This is a genomic window from Methanosarcina sp. 2.H.T.1A.6, assembly GCF_000979455.1.
Classification (GTDB): Archaea; Halobacteriota; Methanosarcinia; order Methanosarcinales; family Methanosarcinaceae; genus Methanosarcina.
In genome coordinates, this window is record NZ_JJOY01000005.1 from 78,783 (window position 1) to 101,394 (window position 22,612).

The window sequence follows — 22,612 nt, forward strand, 5'->3', positions numbered from 1 at the left end:
TCTCTGGAAATCATTCTTTGAGTTAACAACTACATCTCAAATAATATCTAATTACATCTGGTGACAAAATGAGTGAGATTACCCTAAAAGAGAGATTTGAAAGGGCACTGAAAGGCGAATCCCCGGATATGGTTCCTGTCTGTTCGGTAACCCAGACAGGCACTGTCGAACTCATGGATATGACAGGAGCTTACTGGCCTCAGGCTAATTACGACTCCCACAAGATGGCGGCACTTGCCCTGGCAGGCCATGAGATTGCAGGGTTTGAAAACGTGCGCTGTCCTTTCTGCACTACGGTGCTTGCCGAAACCCTGGGCTGTACGGTAGCTGAAGGTAGTGTCGATATACAGCCTTATGTTACTGATTTTCCCTGCAAGAAAAAGAATGATGTTAAGAATCTTTCAATCCCCGGTCCTCTTCTTGAAAGCAGGCGGACATCGGTAGTGCTGGATGCGGTTGAAATTATGAAGAATAACGTCGGGGAAGATGTGCCTGTTGTTGCAGGGCTTGTGGGTCCTGCCGGACTTGCCTCTATGCTTGCCGGGATGAAAAACTACCTAATGTGGTTTGTGACAAACCCTGAAGTTATTGAGGAACTCATGGGAACTCTGACCGAAGCCTGTATAGAATACTCTAACGGTTTGCTGGAAAGAGGGGCAGATGCCGTAGTGCTTATAGACTCCGAAGCCGGCCCTGATATTATTGCCCCTCAGATGTTTGAGGCATCTGTTTTTCCACTCTACAGGAAATTCTGCAGGGAGGTTAAAGGATTAAAAATCCTCCATATGTGTGGGGACGCCACAGCTGTCCTTGACCCTCTTGCAGATGCCGGGTTTGAAGGAATCAGCATTGAAGAGAAGGTGGGCGTCAGTTTTGCAAAGAGAATTGTAGGCAACCGGGCACGCCTGATAGGAAATGTATCTCCCTCTGATACCCTGCTGACAAAAGGGCCTGAAGAGGTTATAATTGAAGCCCGGGCATGCCTTGAAGATGGAATCGATATTCTTGCTCCAGGCTGCGGGCTCGCTCCCCATACTCCGCTCGAGAATATAAAAGCGCTTTTCAGGGCAAGGGATGAGTACTGCTCATTGTGAATCTTTCGGAGGGGCTTTAGGAAGAACCTGCGGAGGCTGTTCTTTTAAAAAGTCCCGGGGAGTTTCTTCACTTATTTTTCCGGAAGCTTCTCTGAATCATTCAGACTTATAATTACTGCTGAGCCCATAATTAAGGCGCAACCTGCAAGAGTTTCTGAAGACAGCGCAATTCCAAGCACTGCGATATCAAAAAATACCCCACTAACAGGTTCTATCAGAGAAAGGAGGCTTCCTGTCTGGGCTTTAAGGTTAGCAAGTCCTAGAATTGTAAAGATCTCTCCGAAACCTATGGATACTATCCCGAAAGCAGCAAGCACTTTCAGGTTGCTGTAAAGGACAGCCGGGGAAACTTCAAATGCAAACGGGCTCAGCAGCAAAAACGCAATCCCCATGGGCCAGAAGACGATTGCAAGCTCCGGGTATTCCGCTTTTAAAACTTTTACGTTCAGGATCAGAGCCGCAAAGACAACTCCCGAAAGCAGCCCTGCTATCATGCCCAGCATATAGGTGCCGGTAAGTTCAATGCCGGAAAGTCCACCTTCGGGTCTGACTATCAGAAATACTCCTGTGATTGCGATGAAGAGGGCAGCTATACTTTCCTTTCCGATTTTCTCATTCAGGAGAAAAGGGGAAGCCAGCATTACATAGATTGGGGCTGTATACTGGAGTAGAATTGCAATGGATACACAGGTAATCTTCAGGCAGGTAAAATAGAGCAGCATGCACGTAACCACGAGCACTCCCTGCAGGAACAGGCTTCCTTTCTTTTTCTTTAACCTGAGGTCCGAGGTTTTCCCTCTCGCTACTATATATATAGAAAGAAACAGAAGCCCGAAGAACAACCTATAAAAGATTACTGGAGAAATAGCCATATCATGGATACGGGAAATAAAAAGCCCGTTCATGCTGTAGAACACGCAGCCTATAATGACTGCCAGATGCGCCTTTTTTTTCTCCAGAAACATTCTGCATGGATAGACGTGTAGCACTTATATATTTATTGGATATGTATTTGTCTCATATATATTTATTGAAATATATTTCTCGTAAGTTAAGACCGGGTGAAGGTGGCTAATTCAAATGAAGTCTTCCGCAGAAAATCACCCTAAAGCGGTCAGGGATAGAATCCCGGAAATTATCCGGAACTCTGGCAGAGAATGTGCTGCGAAAGAGCTTTCAGATCCTGAATTTCTTGTTGAGCTGGAAAGTAAGCTTGGAGAAGAACTAGCTGAGTATCTTGAGAGTAAAGAGCTTGAGGAGCTTGCCGACCTGCTTGAAATTATCTATCAAATCGCAGAACTCCAGGGTTCTTCAAAAGAGAGCCTTGAAGCTCTCAGGCTGCAGAAAAAACTGGAAAAGGGAGGATTTGAAAAGAACCTGCTCCTGCTTTTATCTTTGCTTATCCAAGTTCAAAACTCGTAACCCCATAAACCCCATCAAGCCTTATGTCAGGTTCTTTTCGGCTGTACATGCGGATAGTTTTGAACATCACATTCATGTTGTATCTCTTTGCGATTTCCATTGCTTTTTTATTGGGTTCGGGGACATCAAGATAAACGGTTTCCCCAGGAACTGAAGCTCTAAGAGCCCTGAATATTTTCTCTGCCGTGTCCCGGTCGTCTGCGAAAAGAGGGCCTATCTTATATCCTGCTCTGCACTTCCTTATCACACCGTACCCTTTCAGGTTTCCTTCTTCCAGTGCTGCAAAGGCGTAAGAGTCAGGTTGATTCACCCATTTCTCCAGAAAGCCGGACCTTGGGGCAGGAAACATCTTCCTGTCGTAGGCAAGCAGTTTTTCAAAAAGGACTTCCGAAGTCTTCATAAGTCCATCCGGGACTTCTCCTCCTCCCCTGCCTTCAAAACGCAGGTTGCTATAGGAGGATCTGAATTTCATAACCTGCTGGTATTTCTTTTCATTTTCCACAACGCCGTCAAGCCCGATGTTCCTGTCTTCCAGATATTCCAGGCATTTTTCGGTCAGTTTCATTCCGATGCCTTTTTTCCGGAACTCGGGGTTGACTACATAGAGCCCGAAAAACCCGAAAGAATCATCATAAGCGACAGCAGAAGCGCAGCCTACGGGCTTGCCTTCAACCTCTGCAATAAAAAAGCCTTTGTGATCGGCTTCGTAAAAAAGTTCTCCGTCATGGATGCCAGGGTTCCAGCCTTCTGCAGCTGCCATCTCAATTGCGAATCCGGCTTCTTCCCGGCGCATTTTTCGGATTTCCAGTTTTCTTATTTTTTCCGAATTTTTTTCCATGACAGTTTATATTCTCACTTTCTATTTATTTTTTAAGTATCTTCTCTTGATCTGTTTTTTTGCCTGATATCAGAGTTTGCAGAGATTAAATTTTTCTTCTCCTGTCTTTCCCTGAAGTCGCTCTAAGGTAAGCCGCTATAACTGCAGCTGATGCTGGATAGATGCCGAGAGGCGATTCTTTTGCTCCGGATTCGTCTTCAGTCCCCTTCTCTTCTTCGGCAGCTATGCCTGTCTCGGAAGCATCTTCTGTGAACATAAAGATGTCCATGGTACCTTTGCGTTTGTCCTGCCAGACTATACGGTTGCCGTTTATTGCAGGGTTGCTTTCATATTCAGATGCAGTGGAAACTGTCTTTTCCTGCCCCGTGGTGATGTCGTATATAAAGATGTTTGTTCCTTTAATCCTCCCGTCAGCCCATACTATTCTCCCGCCCGAGATAGCAGGGGTTTTCTGTGGGGATGGGTCAATACAAACAGGTATTTCTTTTTTGCTTGAAAGGTCATACATGTAGATATCAAGGTTTCCGGCACGCCTGTCCTCCCAGACAATGTAGTTTCCTTCAATGACGGGGTTTGTCTGCCCTGCAGGGTCCGTAACCACAGGGCTTTCTTTGCCTGTATTGATATCGTACATGTAAATGTCGTCATTACCGTCACGCGTATCTTTCCAGACGATGATATTCCCCGAGACTGCAGGCTGGCTCTGATCTGCCTTATCTGTTGTTATCCGTGTTTCCTTTTTGGAGGTAATGTCATACATGTAAATGTCAGTATCCTGATTCCTGCGGTCCGTCCAGACAATTATGTCGCCTGAGATTGCTGGCTCTTTCTGGTCTATCCTGTCCGAAGTAATCTGGGTTTTGGTCTCGGAGTTGATATCGTACATATAAATATCATAGTTGCCTCTCCTGTTGTCCGAGACCACGATGCGGTTACCTGAGATTGCCGGTTCTATTTCGTCTTTTGAGTCCTCGAACAGGGCAGATTCAGTCCTTCCAATGGTCATATCGTACAGATATATGTCCCAGTTTCCGTCCCGTTCATCCTGCCAGACAATGTAGTCTCCTGAGATTACAGGGCTGATCTGGTTGCTAAAAGCCGAGTTAACTTCCTGCTCGGTTCCTTTCAATGATTCGCTGGCAGCTGAACCTGCACATGCGCTCAGTACCATGAATAAAACAACCGAAATAAGTATAATTGAAAATTTGTTGTGCCTCAATATTACACTTCCAATATTCCCTCTCAAGCTTCAGTGTGGGTTTTTTGAGTATAGATACTTTCAACCTCGGATTAAATTTCGGTTTAAACTTCTAATTTTTTTCCAGTTAAAGTATTTTCCAGCATAGAATATTTCCAATAGCTGGGTAATTTCTAAAGAATGTATATCTCCCATAGTTTTTAGTGGTTTCCTGCAATTTAGTGTTTTCTTTATTTGAGGGGGCACTTCTCTAAAGTTCAATTCAAGATCCAGCGCTTAATTCAAGATCCAGCCCCACTTCTCAAAGTTAAATCTTCTCAAGCTCAACTTTATTTCTTGTCAGGTTTGCCAGTTTTTCAAGAAATTTCTCTTCAAAACTCTTTTTTACAAGGAAAATAAATTCGACAGCATCAGAATATTTTTCTTCCTCTACTTTTCCGTGTTCCTCAATGAGATTCTTAATCTTCTGAATCTCCGGATATCCGAAACGTATCCTGAACCTTACCTCTTCAAAGACCTCAACAGTACCTGCTTCTTCAATAGCTGAAATTGCAGTTTCCCTGTACGCCCTGGAAAGCCCCCCAAAGCCCAGCTTTATTCCCCCAAAATACCGGGTAACAACTACAGCTACATTACAGAGCCCTTTTGATTCGAGGACCTTAAAAACGGGTTTTCCTGAGCTGCCCGCAGGTTCTCCGTCATCATCGTATCTGAGGGCAAAGGAACTCCCTTCTTTTACAAAATAAGCTGAAACATTATGGTTTGCATCTTCATGCAGCTCTTTTATCTCTTTTATGAAAGCTTTTGCTTCGGTTTCATTTTTTACTTGCCTGGCATATCCTATAAATATGGAGTTTTTGAATTCTCTTTGGGCTCTGCCAGAGCTTCTCAGGGTTTTATAATTATTCAGGGTCTTATCCTCGGCACTTTTTTGATCAGTTTTATACTTGAGGCTTTAAAGTTTTGCAGCTGCGCGCCGGACGAACATTCTGATATCTTTAAATAATTTTCTGCTGCCTGACGACTCGCGGCTTTTCCATCCTTTCACTTCTTTCGTCTACATTGACTCATTTGTGGACTCCTATTTTTCAATATACTCCTGCCATATCTGTTAATCTTAACCCATTCCCACATATTCTCTTGCAGGAAAATCCGTTGGAACTACTCTGAATCATTCGGTCTCTTATTTTTTTACCATATCGAAAAGTTTTAATCTAATTGGTTGGTCATGCATAAATATCTCATATAAATGTCTCATGTTTTTATATGAGGTGGTATATGAGATGGGTGTTAAAAAGGAAGAGAATTATAGAGGTAATATTAATGAAAAAAATGTTTAAGATCATTGCAATGCTCCTTGTAATTGCTACTGTTGTCTTTGCAGCCGGCTGTGCTGACAAGGCCGCTGAACCAGCAGAAGAAGGAGCTTCAGAAGAAGTGACTGATGAACTCCCAGTAGCAGAAGATGGAAATTCAACTGAAAACGAAGTTATGGCTGACGTCCCAGCTGACGAAAACGTCACTGACCTCAACGCAACTGACCTCAACGCAACTGACGACGCTGACCTCAACGCAACTGACGACGCTGACCTCAACGCAACTGAAGACGCTGACGACAACGCAACTGAAGAAGAAATCACTGAATAAGCAGTATAATTTCTAAATAACAATTCGCGTAGCCTTTTAAGGCTACACATTTCTTTTTTTAAACACTCGGATATAATCAGTTTATAGCCGTGTAAAACCTGCAATAAGGTATTTTTATAAAATTCCCATGTCAGAGCATTTCTCTTGCTTTTCTGTCACAAACCCATAAGTACTAAACACAATCTGGCAAAAATTGGAACTAGATGGTAAATATTAAGCTCACTGAAATCTTCTGAAGATATCAGTTTTCCAGATCAAATATTACTAATAGGTTTCTGGGTAAAGCCACATTAACATCAACATTTTTTCTCATTCGAGCCCCGGCAAGAATTACAAATTTCTTTTATTTGCTTCCGGTGTACACTCAAACTTTCTTCCCTCTCCTTGAATTATACCTGAACTTTCTACTCTACAGGGGGTGCATACAGAGCCATTCAGTGGACTCAATAAATAAATGGAAACACATGTTTGCAAATTAGTTGAGCATTCCTGTCCTGTGAAAAGTACAAAAGAGATGTCAGTTTTTTACCGGGTGTTGCGTCCTGCCGCAATGTTCAGTGTTTAACTCAGTTTTATTAACTTTCAGGCTTTTCTATTTAAGTTCTCTTTCTAGTTTAAAAAATTTTACTTTGCGATCTGAAGAAATTAATTTAAACTCCAAAGCTATTAATCTTTTGTCTTACTATTTATAAAAGTTTGATTATTTTACATACTCAATATTGAGGAAGAGTTTTCAGAGGTACTGATATGCAGAAACTGTTAAAGATAATATCCCTACTCCTTGTAATTGCTACTGTTGTCTTTGCAGCCGGCTGTGCTGAGCAGGGTGGAGAGGAAGCGGCAGAAGGAGCCGTCGAAGAAGTCGCCGAAGAAAGTGTTCCAGCTGATAACGGATCTGATGCTGTTTTCCGTTCTTCTGACGGAGAAATGCCCACCTACGTTGTAGGCACTGAAGCCCAGTTCCCGCCCTTTGAGATTGTGGATTCCAAGGGAAATGTGATCGGTTTTGACGTTGATCTCATGAACGCCATTGCAGAAGACCAGGGCTTTAAGGTTGAGTATCTTGACCAGGACTTTGCTGGCCTTATCCCGGCTCTTCAGACCGGAAATGTTGACATTATTGCCTCAGGTATGACAATCACCGATGAACGTGAAGAACAGGTTGACTTCAGTGAACCTTATATCAACGCAGGCCTGGCTCTTGCCGTACTCATTGGCAATGAAGACATTCAGAGTATTGACGACCTGAAGGGCAAGACCGTTGCTGTTCAGACCGGATCCACCGGGTTCCTGAAGGCAGAAGAGCTCCAGAAAGCCGGAATCATTGCTGAGATCAAGGACTTCCCACATGTAAATGAAGCCATTGAAGAACTCAAGATCGGCGGTGCCGATGCAATGATCAATGACCTGCCTGTCACGGAAGCTTTCATCGCAGCCCAGCCCGATGTAATCGAGATTGTTGGCGAGCCCCTTAACAGTGAAGACTATGGCTTTGCCGTCCGCACTGGTAACACCGAACTCCTCACCAAAATCAACGCCGGTATTGAGAACGTCAAAGCCAGCGGCAAGTATGACGAACTCCTTACAAAACTCCCAACCTACATGGAAGAGTAAATCTAACTGTAACTCGAGAGCCTGGCACATTTTGTGCTGCTCTCCCGTCTCTTTTCTTTTTGCTTCTGCTCTTTTTATATAATTTCTTCAATATTCGATCAAATCTTTTGATTTTCTTTTTGCCTGAATTATCTAACATCTCATTTCCAAAATATGTCCACTGATATATTTGTTACAAATGATTGGTTTTATATAATGGAAAAGTGTTTTCAATTATATATTTCTGTAAAACGCGTATTTGCACTGGATGCAACTTTAAAATCCCTCGCTTGAAAGGCGTTGTTGTAGTCCATTTGCAGAGATATTTGTTGAAGAGGAACCCCCATTCAGGTGGACCCGGATGGCTGTATAATTTGAGCTCAAATCTGAGCTAAACATCTCCCACAGATCTATCATTTGTATAATGTAATTCATTTTATATATCCATAAATAACTGAGGTTAGAGTTTGTCTCTTTTAGCGTCCTACCTTGAACACGCTATAACTGTATTTCCGAGTTTGTTGAGGGGAGCGGTAATCACCATAGAGGTCACTACCTTTGCGATATTTTTCGGGCTAATCCTGGGGACAATTGCAGCTTTCGGAAAGCTCTCTAAAAGATCGGTTTTCAAAATTCCGAGTACAATGTATGTTGATTTTATCAGGGGAACTCCTCTTTTCGTGCAGATCCTGCTTTTTTACTACGGAATCCCTGGCCTTATTTTCGGGCTTACAGGAGATCCTTTCATGATCGACCCGATTATCGCGGGTATTGCGGTATGCAGTATTAACAGCGGGGCTTACAATGCTGAGATTGTGCGCGCAGGCATCAAATCTGTTGACAGAGGGCAGATGGAAGCTGCCCGTTCCCTGGGTATGGCCGAAGGGCAGGCAATGAGGGAAGTTATCGTGCCGCAGGCTGTAAGGTTGATTATCCCTCCTCTCGGAAACGAGTTTATAGCCCTTTTGAAAGATTCGTCCCTGCTTGCAATCATCAGCGTGCATGAGCTTTCCAAAAATGGGATGCTTTATGTCTCAAAGACCTTTGCCACTTTCCCGACATACATCTCAGTTGCCCTTGTGTACCTGGCCCTGACCATGGGAATTTCCCGCGTGCTTAATTACATTGAGAGGAGGCTTGGCGTAAGTGATAGAAGTGAATAACCTCCACAAAAATTTCGGAAGCTTGAAAGTCCTTAAAGGAATAACCGAAAAAGTTGAAGATAGCGAGGTGGTCTGCGTGATAGGCCCCTCAGGTTCCGGAAAAAGTACCTTCCTCCGCTGCCTGAACCTTCTTGAAACCCCTACCTCGGGAGATATCTGGATTGATGGGGAAAAGGTCACTGACCCTAAAGTGAATATCAACAAGATCCGCGAGGAAGTCGGAATGGTCTTTCAGCGTTTCAACCTCTTCCCCCACATGACCGCTCTTAAAAACGTAGCCATTGCTCCTATGAAGGTCCGCGGCCTTTCCGAAAAAGAAGCTTACGACCGCGCCCACGACCTACTAAAAAAAGTAGGGCTCGAAGACAAGGCCAATGTGTACCCCAGTTCCCTTTCCGGAGGGCAGCAGCAGAGGGTCGCAATCGCCAGGGCTCTTGCTATGCACCCGAAGGTAATGCTCTTTGATGAGCCCACCTCCGCACTTGATCCCGAGATGGTCGGAGAAGTCTTAAACGTCATGAAAGACCTTGCAAAAGAAGGTATGACAATGGTTGTTGTGACCCACGAAATGGGCTTTGCCAGAGAAGTCGGGGACCGCGTTCTCTTTATGGACGACGGTATCATAGTCGAAAAAGGCACACCCCATGAAATCTTCTACAATGCTCAGAATGAGAGGACAAAGTCATTTTTGAGTAAGGTTCTGTAATAAGATTCTGTATCTCATTATAAATTAATGATATATCCATTGTGATAAACAGAAACCTTACCTTTTTCATTCTGATTTTTTTGTTTCGAGCGGAATAAACTTTAGGCGCTACACCTATTTTATATTCCTGAACTTTCTCCCTTTTACAACGGTTTTAATTTATACTCATTATTTTTATGGAATGATCTCCCTTATTTACCACTATTGTTACTGAGGCCCAAAAAATGAAAGAAACCCTGAAAGCCTACATCGACCTCACTCGTGCTCATTTCCTTCCTGCCTGGCCCCTTATTTTTTGCTCCGGGTTGGTGCTTGCTTTTGCTAATTACGGCGGTTTTTCCTGGGCACTAATTATCAAGGCTGCCCTGATAGGCTTGCTGGGGTTCGAAGCCGGCTTCGTGCTCAACGATTACGTGGACAGAAAAAGAGACCGGCTTGATGTGGAGAATACCCTTACAAAGTACTGGAGACCTTTTAAAGAGAGACCCCTTCCCTCAGGGAAGATCACTTCAAAAAATGCCTTCTGGCTGTTTCTCCTGCTTGCAGGTGTTACTTCAGCCCTGATCTTCACCCTTCCCTATCCGAATTCACTCTATGTCTTTGCAATCATGCTGTACTCTTATGGCATTGAGGCTTTTTACCAGGTGAAAAAAAGAGACCAGAAGCTCCCTATTGCCCAGCTTCTCGGAAGGACTGACTTCACCCTTTTTCCGGCAGCAGGTTATCTCTGCTACGGGCAGCCGGATATGACCATGCTGCTCTATATGGTTTTTTTCTATCCCTGGACGATGGCTCATCTGGGATTGAACGACTTTATCGACCTGGAAAATGACCGGGCAAGAGGCATGAATTCGATAGCCGTCCTTTATGGTGCAAAAGGGACTATGTACTGGGTTACAGGCTTTACGCTCCTGCATTTCTTTGCAGCTATCTTCTTCCTCAGGGAGCTCGGGCCTATTGCTCACTACGGCTTTCTTGCAGGTTTTGCACTCCTTGCAGGGGCAAACCTTTATCTATGGAAAGAAAAAAGTCCAGGTGCGGGTTTGAGAATACTGCCTGTTTACCACGGAACTCTGGTAATCTATGCAGTTTCGATCATTCTTGATTTCTTATATTATATTTCGTGAAATCCGTCATGCCTTTTCCACGGCTTTCACTCTCTTTTTTAGCTTAATCTTATTTTTTCTCCTGCAGAGTCTCAGGGTATGGCAGCGAAGGCTTCCCCCTCCCGCAAGCAGGGCTTCAGGGTGGAAAGGAATTATCTCAACACCTTCTCCTGAAAGGCTTTTCCTTGTGTCCTGATCAAGTGCAATGTCATAGTGGAAGATGGTCCCGCTTTCAAGGGGGACAAAAGAACAGGCAAGGCGGCTTTGCTCGGAGTCCGAAACAGGTATGATCTCCATGTCTTTCTCCTGCATGAACTCTTTAAAATCGATTCTTTCTCTGGAGTCTTTCGTAAACAGGCAGGTCTCTTCAAAGGCTGGAAGGTAAGCAAGGGCAAGGTCTTCTCTTATTCGATTGAAGACCGTATCAGGGTGCATGTAGCGCCTGGCTTTAGGAATGCGGGCGTAGATGACTTCATCAAACTCGCTCAGGATATTCAAAATAAATTCCCGGATAAAGGGATAGGTATGCCTTTCCGTATCAGCAACAAAAATCGTCTCTTTTGAGAGCAGGAGACAGCCTTCAAAAAATCCTTCTTCCCCGTTGAACTCATTGAGTATGGGAATTCCCAGGTTGTTCAGAGCTTCCTTTACGACAACCTCTTCATTTTCCCTTGCAGGAGGACGCATTTTTGAAAGAATTGCGCCTTTTCTGGAAATAACCGCAGTGTCATGCAGGAAGGTAATATTTGGCATCCTGTTTATCAGGTCTCTTTTTTCTGTCACATGGTCTGCAAGCTCATAGACCCTGACTCCATTTGATTCCAGCAGGGCCTGGTAACGCCTGTGTTCTTCAATATATCCGGAAATATCAGGGACCTCATCGTAAAGCCAGTGTTTATAGTTCGATTCGTTGACCAGGGCGAGTTCATCTCCCGGAGTATGCACAAGTACACTTTTCAGCTTCCCCAGGTCATCACAGCCGTAAGCAATACTCGATCCGGTTTTTTTCACCCCATTCAATTTTTCTATCCGGCAACCCATGTCCAGAACCTCCATTCTAATTTATTGTCATTCTCATATGCGTTTTTTTGCAAGGATCATCACATTTCTTCTGTCTTCACTCAGGAAAGCCTTGAGAACCTCAAATCCGCAGATGTTTAGAAAAGCGATAATCTGGTCATATGTATATTTATATGTAAAACCCATGCGTATGACGTCTCCCTCCCTGAAGCCTATGGTCTCTGGCCCGATCCTGATCTCAGCGTCCTTCAGGATATTCAGGCTCTTCCGGGTCCTATACAGTGCCCCTATTTTGGAATCCACATGTGCAAGCAAAAGCTCGAAGTCGAAATCCTCAGGAGCCATTCCGTACTGAAGCAGGGGGTACATATTGAAGAGCGCATTTTCTCTTGAGGCATATGTGCCCAGGATAGATTTCCTTGAAGACTGTGCCTCTTCACCTGAACCCTGTGAAGGAAGAAGGTTGGCATCGAAGAAGAATAGGTCTCCCTGCTCAAGGTTTTCATAGATCAGCTGAAGAATGAATTCAGGCTCATAATTGCAAAACGTGTTTCCCAGAATGCAAAACAAAACCGGGGGTCGCCAGTGTTTTTTAAGGAGAGGCATGTCCTCGATAAAGCCGACTATCCCTTTCTTTTCTACAGGCAGGTCCTTTACCTTTTCAAGGGCGATGTCTACAAACTGGCTGTTTATATCGACGGGATAATAGTGTGTTGATACTTTTTCGAAGGCTTGTTTTTCAGCCCGTTTTTTCTTTATTAGCTCTTCTAGAAGAATTCTTTCTTTTTCCCCACTCCCTACTCCCACACTCACAAGGTTCATGCAGGCAGGAATGAATCTGACGATCGAAGCAACATTCTCCTCAAGCATTATCTTGAGCTGCCGGGCAACAGGAAACGTTTTGGATTCATCCAGCTTCAGCCAGTTATTTGCCCCTCCCGCGCCTGTATACAGAAGATAATCGGGCAGTTCGAACTTCTTCAGGCTCTCATACAGCTTCTCTTCGGGGTCTTTTTCGCTGATAGTTACGATCTTTTCTTCTTTCTCCGGAGCCTGTTCTAATCTCGCTTTTCCTGTGCTGTCCAACTTCTCACTTCTCCCAGGGTCATTTCATAATATATATGCCCCGCACTTAATAAATTTATTTACTATCAATTATATGGACCGCTTTTTATTGTTTTATCATTCTTTGAAGCACTGCTTACATTCCATCTTCAGGGCTTCGAGTGGGCCGGCTCCGTTATTTATCCCGACGCTATAAGCGTATCCGCGGCAGCCTATGCATTCTTCCATGTGTTCACAGTTCCCGCATCTGCCTTCCAGCACTTTGTCGATATTCCTTACATATTTGAAGAGATCGGAGTCATAGATCTCCCTCAGGCTCATCCTGTTTATGTTATAGGGATATTCCCCGTTAACCCTTAGTGCGGGATGTTCGTCCAGTTTTGTAGGTGCACAGGGCCTGACATTTCCTTCTATATTGATGTACAGGCTGTAAAGGTGTTGAAGGCAGCCGCTTGCAGTGATCGGGGTATAGGGCAGCCAGTCGTATCCGTAATATTTCCTGTCTATTTCCAGCAATTTTAACTTGTACTCTTTTATCTCGTCGGCTGTGAGCAGTTTATCTTCAAGTTCATCATTTGCCCTGCCTGTTGGAGTGAGAATCTCCATGTTAGGAAAGATATTGTTCTGTCTGCAGAAGTGCCAGATCTCCTCAATCTCTTCAAGGTTCATTTTATTGCTCACGAAAGAGACTCCCAGGCGGAGTTTCCCAGGCTCGGCAGGGTTTGAAAAGCCTGCTTTTATCAGATTTTCAAGTCCGGTTTTTATATCCTCGAAAGCCCCTTCCCTGCCTGCCAGATAGTTCTGGACCTCAGGCCTGAGGGAATCGAGCTTTCCCATAATAGAGGCGTTGTGTTCATACAGAAACCCTGCAAGTTCCTCTGTCATCAAAACAGTATTTGAAAAAAGCATCGGAATGATCCCAAGGGAATCAATGCAGGCAATCAGTTCTCTAAAGTTAGGGTAAAGAGTCGGTTCTCCTCCCCCTATCACCACCACAGACCTGATCCCCAGTTCTTTTGCTTCGGATATTATGCGTTTAAGGACATTAAAATCAGCTATTTTTACTGAATCCTCTCCACTTTGTGCATAGCAGTAGCGACAGTGGAGGTTACATGATGTGTTTGTTTCAAGCCGTATGGCCAGAAGCCTGTTTGAGTTCCTCGCTTCATAGGCTTCCTGTGCCCCGTACATGTATCCCCTCAGGACAGGGGGTGGTGAAAACAGGCTCAACGCATCGAAATTTTTTGATTCTTTCCCCAACATATTAAAAGGTATATATATCACCCTTTATCAAGTTACAAGAAACTAAGTGATATTTTCGAGATAAGATGGTTTATTTTGTTCTGATGTTTTTGATTTTCTATTTCTTATTTGTTTTAGTTTTGTTTCAATGTTTATCCCCTTTTTTCATTGAAATTGCCTATTTTTTCTACTGATTTTTTCTACTGATTTTTTTCTAATATACTCTGTTCTCAAGTTTCTTATAGCTTTCAACCCAATCTTATTCCCGGATGTTTGAGGAAATCCGGGTTAAAAAAGCTCTGAATAATATAAAGGAAACTAGCAGGCTCAAATTACCTTTCGGCTGGGACCTGAATATTTACAGGGGGTGCGAACACGGCTGCAATTACTGTTATGCAATGTATTCTCACAACTATTTGGAAAAAGAGGAGAGTTATTCCTCTACAGGGAAGGAAAACTGTGCTTTTTTCCGGAGGATCTGCGTAAAGACCAACATTGCAGAAGCCCTTGAAAAACAGCTTGGAGCCCGGTCCTGGAAAAGAGATGTAATCAACATAGGTGGAGTGTGCGACAGCTACCAGCCCGCTGAGGCAAGGTATGGCTTGATGCGGAAAGTCCTGGCGCTGATGATCGAATACAAAAACCCTGTTATTATATCCACAAAATCCGATCTTATCCTCAGAGACTGCGACCTTCTTGAAGAGCTTTCTGAACTGACGTATGTAAACGTCGCAGTCACGGTCACTACAATGGATGATAAGCTAAGCTCTCTGCTGGAACCCCTGGCTTCTTCTCCGGAAAAGCGCTTCTCAGTCCTTAGGGCTTTCAAAGATACAGCCGCTGTTACCGGGCTTCATATGATGCCTGTTCTTCCTTTTCTTACGGACAGCCCTCAGAACCTTGAGCAAATTCTCTCTCTTGCAGCCGACTGTAAGGTAGATTATGCTCTTACGGGTATCCTTTACCTCAGGGGTGAAACCAGAAAGCATTTTTTCAATTTCCTTGCCTGCAATTTTCCTGAACTTTCTGCTCCTTACCGCCGTTTGTATGCAAAAGGAGTGGTTGACGGGGCCTATCAGGCTGAACTTTACGGGGCGCTCAGGCCTCTCATGGAAAAATACCAGCTCTCAGGAGATTACATGAAATCAATGCGAGCAAAACTTTTATGCCCCAGACAACTTAAGCTCACGGATTTTTCCAAAGATGATTTTTAAGCTTCATTTTCTTAAATTAGGGAATCCGGATACAGGAAAATGAAGCTCTTGATTTTTCCCATTCCATATTTCTGAGCCTGAAAAGATTAGGGGTGAGAAATAAGAGCTGCATTCCTGAAATCATGTCCCTTTTGGAAGTTATATCCAAAAAAATCTTGAGTTTGAGTATTTATTTTTCATCTCCTGCGCAGCTGCAGGAAATGTTGCCTTTCAGGATCTCTTTCCAGTCGCCTATCACGTCGTGGGTCCAGCAGTCGTCGGCTCCTGCGGCTTCCCTCATGACCAGGGCAAAGATGTATGAGAGTTCCTTGACCGTAGCTCCTGCTTCGAGGGCACCCTTGAAGTGCTTCAGGACGCAGGGCTTTGACCTGCCTTTGATGGAGAGGGCAAAGCAGATGAACTGGTAGGTCTTTTCATCGATCATCCGTTTTTCGGCATAAAGCTGGTCAATTTCGTCCAGCTTCTGGGTGAATTCAGGGAAAAATTCTTCCAGCATTTTCATTTATACGGCTCCTTTTTTACCTGCAAACTTGCAGGTTCACACTGTTAAGACGGTACACATATTATGATATTTTTTTATATTTAAGTATTAGTTCAAAATCTTTTGAAATCATTATCTCTTTAATCGTTCTTCTACTCAGTGAGGTTATCTGCAAGGTAGCCATTTACGCCGTGCTCAATAATGTCCGAAACTCCGCTGTGGTTCATTGCTATAAAAGGGACCTTTTTTGAAATCGCTTCAAGAATTGGAATCCCGACCCCCTCGTTTCTGGACTGGTGAGCAGGTTGATAATGCAGAAGGGGAAAAGGTTCTGTACAGTGGTCTTGAAGTCCAGGCTTCAAATTGTACGGAATGCGGGCAATGTGAAGATAAGTGCCCACAGAAAACTCCTCTCGGATAAATGTTAACAGAAGTTATTGAATTATTCGGAAAATGATCTTATTTGGAAAAATGTTTCCGAATTTCTCTGGCTTTACTGTTCTATTTCCGAAGCCTCATGTTTTACATGAGATAATTCCGATGACTAGTTACCAGCTCTCTTAAACCGGAGTTTATACTTTGTAGTATAAAACAGCATCAGGCGACGCATAAAATGTGGGGTATAACAAAAATAGCTAAATTCCCATTATGTAGGGTATAACACATAATCCTTATAACAAGACGCCCTATATTGTTTTCTTCCTTATAGGGAAGGGGCAAACACATAAGTACCAATCTTTGGGCAAATTCAAGATGTGGTGACGCCAAAATTGAATTAAATGGATTTGGAACTTAATTAATTTTTTGTTATATCTACACAATATCAATAGCTATAGCCCGATTTTCACGATATCTTATAAACTCCGGTTTTATTCGCGTTTTCTGAGTGTAATCTTCTCTCCATAGTACTGACGCATCTTTCCTGGCAGCGTCGCAGCCGAAGTAGGCAGAATAAGAATATTTTTTAAAAATTCTCGTTTTAACCGACCTTCCGCAGATGTCTTCAAAAAAAGAACATTTTTCTTGATGTCGTTTTTGGAGAATTATTCGAAAATCTGCAGTTATTATCTCAACTGAAACTTTGGGAAATGGCTGCCGAAATCTTTGAATGAAGGCAAAAGGTCGAAAATTTTGGAAAATTTCAAAAATACGTGTTTGAGTAACTAGAGCGGTTTTCATGAAAAACGAGAGCATGAATACTTATGAAAAATGAATGGACATCTGCGGAAAGTGGGTTACAGGCTTTTGGAGTGCTTTGCTGCCTCGTGGCTAAGAAATCTACTAAGGGCTGGTATGTTTTCCCTGAAAGCCTGTAGAGGCTCTAAATAATTCAAAAAAGAAAGGAAGTCGGTCATGGCTAAATTGCCTGAATTAATATTTTCCATCTATCTGTGAATCCAATTCCTACTTTGGACTATTCTTCAGTTAGTAACTTTCTTATTCATGTATAAAAGGATTAAAAGTATTGTAAGATAACCTCCCGTTATAATCGTAGTCTGATTAATTTCTATATTCAACAAGGTTGCAATTATTATTACAATAAGCCATATGAAAAAACCCAGTAAATTACTTTTAAGACCTATTATGTCATCAGTTCTCTTTTTTTCGTCAATTACTTTCCTTGAGACTATATAATGCCCCACTATTATGAAGAAAACGATAAGACCAGTATTAACCCAAACAACTATTTGATTAGAAAAATGTAATACATCGCTCGTCTTAAAAGATAACCTAAACATAATAAAACTAAGTACAATGCCTAACATTAATCCAAAAATCTCTTCAGGTTTGAGTTTTTGTATTTTCACAAATATCACTTTTTAAATTTAATTTTTATAATCATCTTACTTCAGGTCGTGGAGTGAGTTACTGAAAACCAAGAGTCTCCAAATCTCTCTATATTTATTTCAAACATGGAGTCTGTGCTCGTTTTTTCAGATTTGATCAATGATTCACCCCACTACCTTACTTCAAATTAATTAGGAATTACATATCTATAATGCCAAATTATGTACAATAGACACCATAGTTGAAATTTAAGTTTTAGAAAGCTATGAGTTTATTGCTGTTGATTTTTATAGTTTAGGCCGTAAGTCCTATTAACTTAGATTTGAAGTACGAGAGAACCTAATTCAAAAAATATAAAAGGACGAACTTGTTTAAATTTCGTCCTCTTGTTGCCTCATTCATGGTGTATGTTTATGGGTTTGATATGTCTAAGCTGTTCCATAAAGTGTAAGAAGAAACTCTAAAGTATAGAGGCACTGTTCGCCACATCCCAGCAAGGTAAACGGGAGCCCATGTGTCAGATTCCCAGTACCAAATGCAGTCCTGTTCATCAAGAAGTGCTTCACTAGTTTGTGAAGTCAACATAGCTGCCAAAAGTCCTCCAGCAACTCCACCAACTATATTTCCAACATAATAACCAATTGTCGCTCCAGCAACAATTGGGGCACACTGAGCTATCGCAGCTGAATCATATTTGTTAATATGATGATGGGTAAGTACATCGCCATCTATATAAAAGGCCTCATAATCATACGCATCATATGTAGTATAATCTGGATGGTTATATTTTATACCAGATCCCTTGATGAACGTTACACCATCCCAATCATATAGTGTTGTTCCACGTGAAAGATTGGTCTGACTAGAGGGTTTTTCTAGTATTTTGCTAGTTTCACCTGGTTTAATAGGGTTGTACTCTGAAGTCACTGTGTTAACTAATTTCCCTTCGATGTATACATCAGTCTTGTATTTTCCAGCTTCTTGTGAAACTTCATAATTAAAGGTGGTTACTTCATTAGTTGTCAGATTCTTCAATTCCATTTTTGCTTCAGTATAATTAGAATTAGACTCAAAAGATATGAGCATGTCTCCGACTTGTACTATTGTAGTGGTGTCAGTAAATTCAATCTCTTTGAATTCAGGCGTTTTCTCAATAATCTTTTTTCCTTTCTGGTCAGAAGATACCGAAGAAAGTCCATCAGCCTGTGCCGTAACAGCCGGCACAAAAGCAATACTTGCAAGAAGTACTGCCATAAACATTGCAATTATTTTAAGTTTCTTAGTCATTATTTTATCCTCCTTATTCCCTAGGAGGCAGACTCAGCAAGCTTAAATACACGCAAAGCTAACATAACTCATGCCTTTAGGGCGTATTTTGTGGAGTTCGGGCGGTACCTGGAAAGCACTTCTGAACTCCCTAAATCCCTTCGATCTAACTCCTTATAAGTTTTCTGGCCAGATCATCAAACTATCTGTTTTTCATACCTGTTTTGAGTCTGCAATTACTCTGAATCTTTGATTGTTAGAGAGTTCGGCTAAAAAGTATATACAAGTATATATATATGAGCATCCGCTACATCAACATTCAAATATTTATATAAAAGCGATCCTCCTCCGCTCAGATGCTTATATCCACCTTTTCAGCTTGTAGAACCTCAAAATCACGCCAAAATTCGTAAGGCTTACTAAAATTCGCCTTCGTATCAAAACATCGGTGCTTTGGAAATTTGGAAGTTCAATCAAAAATTTCCAAACTTCCTTAATATAGAACGAATGGTCCCAAAAACGAGTACATTTTCAAAGTTTTAAAGGATCTCTGGTAGAAATTGATCCAGTTATATTCTCAGCAAAGCTGGATAGATTTCAACTTTAGTCTAAAATGAGTCCGTTAAAGCCTGTAACAGAGCAATTTGAATGGCCTGATCAGGGATTAGAGCTGCCAGTTATATATCCAACTATTCCTGCTATACCCGACTCCTGATTTCTCATCATCGGCACAGTTATCTATGGCTCAGTTAACTATATCACTAATTTGATTAATAAAAGTCAGATTAAATAGATAGATAATAGTCGGATTAAGAATATAGTATGAAAAGAGGTACATAGAATGAGCCTTATTTCTTTTGATGCTAAAAAGTGCACAGCATGCGGAATCTGCTCCATTATCTGCCCGGAAAACATAATTATGCCCGGAGAAAGCGGAGTTCCTTCCATACATGCCGAATACGAAGCCTTCTGTGTTGCATCTGAATGCCCTACAAGCCAGGATTACTCTTTTGATATGTTTAGGTTCTAATCCTTCTTATCGTGGAACTTGCATCTGAATAAATTCCACAGGCTCTGGCAACATCATGGAAAAAGTGCTGTTGCAAGATCCGAGATACCGCCCAATAATTATGATCCATTGTATTATCGTTCGGAGACCTGTTCAAGACATCAAGCATATATGTATCCAAAAAGTCTCGGGCAACGGCAACATACAGCGCTGGCGGATTTCTCTTATAACTGGCTTCTATAGTCATCTCTGGATATAATGCAACATTTTTATATTTGAAATAAGTATATTATTCTTGCAATGAGCTTGGATATGTTTACTACGCATGATATTGCTAAGGCAACCATTAGTTCCTGCAACAAAAACGAGCAGATGAGACTTCAAGCTTTATTAAAATCGGAATTTTATTAAAATCGGAATTTTATTAAAATCGGAATTTTATTAAATTCAGAATTGTATTAAATTCAGAATTGTATTAGCTGTAGGTTTTACCTCAGAGCTTCTAGAACTATATTGATGATAAGGCGTTTTCATCAACAGCATCTTCCTTGGAGGGAGTATATTGCTTTTCGACAGCTCTTGAAGAAAACCACAGCGTATCTACCACATCTTAAAATTCACCCAATCGAAACGACAATAGAATAATATTTCTATCTGTCTAGTTTATATAATTCCTATTCATATATAACCAAAACGATGAAGATTTTTACTTTGCGATTAGAATATTCCAATGGCATTGGACATGACAACTCCCCTTGGAACCTATCCATTTTGTTATGAGTTTCGAATAGTATGGGATTTATCCTGAATTTATTGAGGATTTTCCAGTGAACTTATAACTTTTTGTTATAATATATTCTAAGTGAGACAAACCCATGAGCCAAGTTTCTGGTACCAGTTCTTCGTTGCTTGACGCAATTTTCCTTTCTGAAAAAAGAAAGAACCTTCTTCTGCTGTTAAAAGAGGAGGGTCCTAAAAGCAGTGACGAGATCAAAAATGCATTTGATTTTCCCTGGAAGTCAATGATTCCCCAGATCAAAAAACTGGTTGATTTGGGTCTGGTTATCCAGACAGATGGGGTATATTCTCTTTCTGAAATGGGGATAGTTATAGCCACAAATGCACAGTTTTTGCTAAACACCCTTAAGATATATGAGGAAAACAGGGATTTCTGGTCCGAACATGATTTGAGTTCAATTCCTTTTCATTTTCTCACAAGAATCGGAGAATTGGGGCAGTGTAAGGTCCTGAAACCCGATCTATCTCATATATTCAAAGTTCAGGAAGATATTGTAAAATGTATGCTGGCCTCTTCCCGCATTATGGTATTTGTTTCTGCCATTCATCCAGCTTACCATCTGCTCTGTCTGGAATTAATTGAAATGGGTATTGATGTTACAATTATCCTTACGGAATCGGTTTTCGAGAGTATCCGGGACGAGTGCCTCTCTGATTCAGCCACACCTTTTAGTGACAGTTCGGTTCTTAACATGGCTCTTCCGGAATACAAGAAGAAGGTACAGCTTCTTTTGAACTGTGAAAATTCTCATTTTTTTGTATCTGAGGGCGAAGAAAAACCGATGATGTTGGTAGTAACCGATAAGGTCTTTGCGCTTTCTCTACTTGATAAAAATGAACGAATTGACCGTCAATACATTGTAAGTTTTGAGCCCGGTGCTCTAAAATGGGGAGAAGAACTTTTTATATATTACAAAAAGAATTCCAGGCAGGTTTTTTCTCTCTGAGTTTTCTCGATTCGTTCTTTTTAAGGCTGGAACGTTTTTGAAACTCTGTTTTTTGATTTTGTTCTCCTGCCTTTAAAGAAGGTATAGCAGAAAGTCCTTCCGGGTTCGGCAGTCTTATGGAGTTCTTCTACCCCCTTTTCCCCGCCTGTCTTTCTTTGCCCTTATTTTCGCATTGTTACCAGGTACAGTTTTCTTGGGAGCTCGCCTTCTTCAAATTCTTCCAGCTCGAAGCTCCCGTAACCTTTTGCAAGGTGCTCAACCTTTTCTATGCTGAAAAAGTGCACTATAAAGCCACCTGCAATTTCGTACATGTCTTCTCCCCTGTGTTTTCCGGTCCCGTAATGGGCATCTCCGGTGTGCCTGGCTGTATAGATATTTATTCCACCTGGCTTGAGTACCCTTTTAATCTCCTTGCAGAGAAATTCCAGTTCCTCTGTGGTCAGGGCCATGCAGTAAAGCATATGAGAATAGCACGCATCAAAAGTCCCATCTTCAAAAGGAAGAGGATTTCTTACATCATGCCTGAGGGCTGTAACATATTCCCCTAATCCCGCTTCTTCAGCTTTTTCTTTTATCGCTTTTGGCCCGCTTTCAGTATAATCGAGCGAATGGACTGAAAAACCCCGGCTGGCAAAAAAGCAGGTATCTCTTCCCTGACCTCCTCCAAGTTCCAGGATTTTCTGTTTTCCTTCTTTTTCAAAAACAGATGTCGCTTTTCTGGCAGGATAACTTGGCTTGTCCCCAAATCTCGAGCAGGTGTTTGAAAACACTTTCTCCCAGTGAGGCTGCTGCTCGTTAAGGATTTCTTTTTCCGTGCCGTATTCTACTTTTTCACTACCCGTGTCTTCCAGATTCATCTCATGCACTTCCTTCTGGTTGAGTTCCCTTTGATCTTCATTATTACTATTTTATACGCGGACTTTTAATATAACTGTCTATTTTATTATCAAGTGGACAGAAAGCGAATAGGAAAGGGTTAATCTTCTACTAATCATTCTAATCAGAACGGCTTAAG

General features: G+C 42.0%; 23 protein-coding genes. 11 read left to right on the forward strand and 12 right to left on the reverse strand.

The window, feature by feature from the left end; translation table 11 throughout:
* Positions 1-68 precede the first annotated feature (68 nt).
* Positions 69-1,094: a methylcobamide:CoM methyltransferase MtaA gene (mtaA, locus tag EO98_RS01115; RefSeq protein WP_048142997.1), complete on the forward strand. Its 1,026-nt coding sequence runs from the start codon at positions 69-71 to the stop codon at positions 1,092-1,094.
* 71 nt (positions 1,095-1,165) lie between these two features.
* Here the strand turns inward: mtaA and EO98_RS01120 are convergent, their stop codons facing one another.
* Complete coding sequence (locus EO98_RS01120; protein WP_048142999.1) at positions 1,166-2,059, reverse strand: DMT family transporter; 894 nt, start codon at positions 2,057-2,059, stop codon at positions 1,166-1,168.
* A 115-nt stretch (positions 2,060-2,174) separates the two neighbouring features.
* Between EO98_RS01120 and EO98_RS01125 the strand changes: the two genes are divergently transcribed.
* Positions 2,175-2,516 carry a nucleoside triphosphate pyrophosphohydrolase gene (locus EO98_RS01125; RefSeq protein ID WP_048143001.1) on the forward strand — a complete coding sequence of 114 codons (342 nt, stop codon included), beginning with the start codon at positions 2,175-2,177 and terminating at the stop codon, positions 2,514-2,516.
* On the opposite strand, the gene EO98_RS01130 is transcribed toward EO98_RS01125, so the two are convergent.
* The 3 genes from EO98_RS01130 to EO98_RS17605 form a co-directional block, all read right to left on the reverse strand.
* The gene (locus tag EO98_RS01130) at positions 2,494-3,354 is read right to left on the reverse strand and encodes a GNAT family N-acetyltransferase (RefSeq protein WP_048143003.1); all 861 of its coding nucleotides are present in this window, start codon (positions 3,352-3,354) and stop codon (positions 2,494-2,496) included. The genes EO98_RS01125 and EO98_RS01130 overlap by 23 nt on opposite strands.
* An 85-nt stretch (positions 3,355-3,439) precedes the next feature.
* The gene (locus EO98_RS01135) at positions 3,440-4,525 is read right to left on the reverse strand and encodes a DUF5050 domain-containing protein (protein ID WP_235283892.1); all 1,086 of its coding nucleotides are present in this window, start codon (positions 4,523-4,525) and stop codon (positions 3,440-3,442) included.
* Between the two features lie 334 nt (positions 4,526-4,859).
* Positions 4,860-5,462 carry a YigZ family protein gene (locus EO98_RS17605; protein ID WP_082098429.1) on the reverse strand — a complete coding sequence of 201 codons (603 nt, stop codon included), beginning with the start codon at positions 5,460-5,462 and terminating at the stop codon, positions 4,860-4,862.
* Between the two features lie 413 nt (positions 5,463-5,875).
* Here EO98_RS17605 and EO98_RS18975 point away from each other — a divergent pair, with 413 nt between their 5' ends.
* The 5 genes from EO98_RS18975 to EO98_RS01165 all read left to right on the forward strand — a co-directional run bounded on the left by EO98_RS18975 (position 5,876) and on the right by EO98_RS01165 (position 10,788).
* Positions 5,876-6,199 (forward strand): hypothetical protein, encoded by a 324-nt coding sequence (locus EO98_RS18975; protein WP_052734581.1) that lies wholly within the window; start codon positions 5,876-5,878, stop codon positions 6,197-6,199.
* A gap of 747 nt (positions 6,200-6,946) precedes the next feature.
* Positions 6,947-7,813 (forward strand): basic amino acid ABC transporter substrate-binding protein, encoded by an 867-nt coding sequence (locus EO98_RS01150; RefSeq protein WP_048143011.1) that lies wholly within the window; start codon positions 6,947-6,949, stop codon positions 7,811-7,813.
* Between the two features lie 446 nt (positions 7,814-8,259).
* Positions 8,260-8,955 (forward strand): amino acid ABC transporter permease, encoded by a 696-nt coding sequence (locus tag EO98_RS01155; protein ID WP_235283893.1) that lies wholly within the window; start codon positions 8,260-8,262, stop codon positions 8,953-8,955.
* A complete protein-coding gene (locus EO98_RS01160; RefSeq protein WP_048143014.1) occupies positions 8,939-9,661 on the forward strand; it encodes an amino acid ABC transporter ATP-binding protein in 723 nt (240 codons plus the stop codon). Before EO98_RS01155 ends, EO98_RS01160 begins: the two co-directional genes overlap by 17 nt.
* A gap of 224 nt (positions 9,662-9,885) precedes the next feature.
* Entirely contained in the window at positions 9,886-10,788 is a 903-nt protein-coding gene (locus EO98_RS01165; protein ID WP_048143015.1) for a prenyltransferase, read from the forward strand.
* Between the two features lie 6 nt (positions 10,789-10,794).
* Here EO98_RS01165 and EO98_RS01170 read toward each other — a convergent pair whose 3' ends face one another.
* The 3 genes from EO98_RS01170 to EO98_RS01180 form a co-directional block, all read right to left on the reverse strand.
* On the reverse strand, positions 10,795-11,808 hold the full coding sequence (locus tag EO98_RS01170) for a dimethylarginine dimethylaminohydrolase family protein (protein ID WP_048143017.1): 1,014 nt from the start codon (positions 11,806-11,808) through the stop codon (positions 10,795-10,797).
* 33 nt (positions 11,809-11,841) lie between these two features.
* Positions 11,842-12,873 carry an L-histidine N(alpha)-methyltransferase gene (locus tag EO98_RS01175; protein WP_048143020.1) on the reverse strand — a complete coding sequence of 344 codons (1,032 nt, stop codon included), beginning with the start codon at positions 12,871-12,873 and terminating at the stop codon, positions 11,842-11,844.
* Between the two features lie 96 nt (positions 12,874-12,969).
* Positions 12,970-14,043, reverse strand: coding sequence for a radical SAM protein (locus tag EO98_RS01180; RefSeq protein WP_235283895.1), 1,074 nt, complete (start codon positions 14,041-14,043; stop codon positions 12,970-12,972).
* A gap of 320 nt (positions 14,044-14,363) precedes the next feature.
* Between EO98_RS01180 and EO98_RS01185 the strand changes: the two genes are divergently transcribed.
* A complete protein-coding gene (locus EO98_RS01185) occupies positions 14,364-15,308 on the forward strand; it encodes a radical SAM protein (protein WP_048143024.1) in 945 nt (314 codons plus the stop codon).
* A gap of 169 nt (positions 15,309-15,477) precedes the next feature.
* Here the strand turns inward: EO98_RS01185 and EO98_RS01190 are convergent, their stop codons facing one another.
* Positions 15,478-15,810, reverse strand: coding sequence for a carboxymuconolactone decarboxylase family protein (locus tag EO98_RS01190; RefSeq protein WP_048143026.1), 333 nt, complete (start codon positions 15,808-15,810; stop codon positions 15,478-15,480).
* 131 nt (positions 15,811-15,941) lie between these two features.
* Complete coding sequence (locus tag EO98_RS01195) at positions 15,942-16,151, reverse strand: glycosyltransferase (protein ID WP_235283897.1); 210 nt, start codon at positions 16,149-16,151, stop codon at positions 15,942-15,944.
* Between EO98_RS01195 and EO98_RS18980 the strand changes: the two genes are divergently transcribed.
* Positions 16,121-16,210 carry a 4Fe-4S binding protein gene (locus EO98_RS18980; protein WP_235283907.1) on the forward strand — a complete coding sequence of 30 codons (90 nt, stop codon included), beginning with the start codon at positions 16,121-16,123 and terminating at the stop codon, positions 16,208-16,210. The genes EO98_RS01195 and EO98_RS18980 overlap by 31 nt on opposite strands.
* Before the next feature lie 1,000 nt (positions 16,211-17,210).
* Here the strand turns inward: EO98_RS18980 and EO98_RS01205 are convergent.
* A complete protein-coding gene (locus EO98_RS01205; RefSeq protein WP_235283899.1) occupies positions 17,211-17,597 on the reverse strand; it encodes a hypothetical protein in 387 nt (128 codons plus the stop codon).
* A gap of 391 nt (positions 17,598-17,988) precedes the next feature.
* Entirely contained in the window at positions 17,989-18,864 is an 876-nt protein-coding gene (locus EO98_RS18985) for a hypothetical protein (RefSeq protein WP_048143035.1), read from the reverse strand.
* A gap of 820 nt (positions 18,865-19,684) precedes the next feature.
* Between EO98_RS18985 and EO98_RS01215 the strand changes: the two genes are divergently transcribed.
* Both EO98_RS01215 and EO98_RS01220 read left to right on the forward strand, forming a co-directional pair.
* Positions 19,685-19,873 (forward strand): 4Fe-4S binding protein, encoded by a 189-nt coding sequence (locus EO98_RS01215; RefSeq protein ID WP_048143037.1) that lies wholly within the window; start codon positions 19,685-19,687, stop codon positions 19,871-19,873.
* Between the two features lie 854 nt (positions 19,874-20,727).
* Positions 20,728-21,597: a winged helix-turn-helix domain-containing protein gene (locus EO98_RS01220; protein ID WP_048135837.1), complete on the forward strand. Its 870-nt coding sequence runs from the start codon at positions 20,728-20,730 to the stop codon at positions 21,595-21,597.
* 161 nt (positions 21,598-21,758) lie between these two features.
* On the opposite strand, the gene EO98_RS01225 is transcribed toward EO98_RS01220, so the two are convergent.
* The gene (locus EO98_RS01225) at positions 21,759-22,454 is read right to left on the reverse strand and encodes a class I SAM-dependent methyltransferase (protein WP_048143039.1); all 696 of its coding nucleotides are present in this window, start codon (positions 22,452-22,454) and stop codon (positions 21,759-21,761) included.
* Positions 22,455-22,612: the final 158 nt, after the last annotated feature.

Coding starts and splice junctions, on each gene's coding strand:
- EO98_RS01150 (WP_048143011.1), top strand. CDS start 6,947: ATGCAGAAACTGTTAAAGATAATATCCCTACTCCTTGTAATTGCTACT.
- EO98_RS01185 (WP_048143024.1), top strand. CDS start 14,364: ATGTTTGAGGAAATCCGGGTTAAAAAAGCTCTGAATAATATAAAGGAA.
- EO98_RS01215 (WP_048143037.1), top strand. CDS start 19,685: ATGAGCCTTATTTCTTTTGATGCTAAAAAGTGCACAGCATGCGGAATC.
- EO98_RS01170 (WP_048143017.1), bottom strand. CDS start 11,808: ATGGGTTGCCGGATAGAAAAATTGAATGGGGTGAAAAAAACCGGATCG.
- EO98_RS01180 (WP_235283895.1), bottom strand. CDS start 14,043: ATGTACGGGGCACAGGAAGCCTATGAAGCGAGGAACTCAAACAGGCTT.
- EO98_RS01165 (WP_048143015.1), top strand. CDS start 9,886: ATGAAAGAAACCCTGAAAGCCTACATCGACCTCACTCGTGCTCATTTC.
- EO98_RS01125 (WP_048143001.1), top strand. CDS start 2,175: ATGAAGTCTTCCGCAGAAAATCACCCTAAAGCGGTCAGGGATAGAATC.
- EO98_RS01220 (WP_048135837.1), top strand. CDS start 20,728: ATGAGCCAAGTTTCTGGTACCAGTTCTTCGTTGCTTGACGCAATTTTC.
- EO98_RS01120 (WP_048142999.1), bottom strand. CDS start 2,059: ATGTTTCTGGAGAAAAAAAAGGCGCATCTGGCAGTCATTATAGGCTGC.
- EO98_RS18975 (WP_052734581.1), top strand. CDS start 5,876: ATGAAAAAAATGTTTAAGATCATTGCAATGCTCCTTGTAATTGCTACT.
- EO98_RS01225 (WP_048143039.1), bottom strand. CDS start 22,454: ATGAATCTGGAAGACACGGGTAGTGAAAAAGTAGAATACGGCACGGAA.
- EO98_RS01190 (WP_048143026.1), bottom strand. CDS start 15,810: ATGAAAATGCTGGAAGAATTTTTCCCTGAATTCACCCAGAAGCTGGAC.
- EO98_RS01130 (WP_048143003.1), bottom strand. CDS start 3,354: ATGGAAAAAAATTCGGAAAAAATAAGAAAACTGGAAATCCGAAAAATG.
- EO98_RS01135 (WP_235283892.1), bottom strand. CDS start 4,525: ATGGTACTGAGCGCATGTGCAGGTTCAGCTGCCAGCGAATCATTGAAA.
- mtaA (WP_048142997.1), top strand. CDS start 69: ATGAGTGAGATTACCCTAAAAGAGAGATTTGAAAGGGCACTGAAAGGC.
- EO98_RS18985 (WP_048143035.1), bottom strand. CDS start 18,864: ATGACTAAGAAACTTAAAATAATTGCAATGTTTATGGCAGTACTTCTT.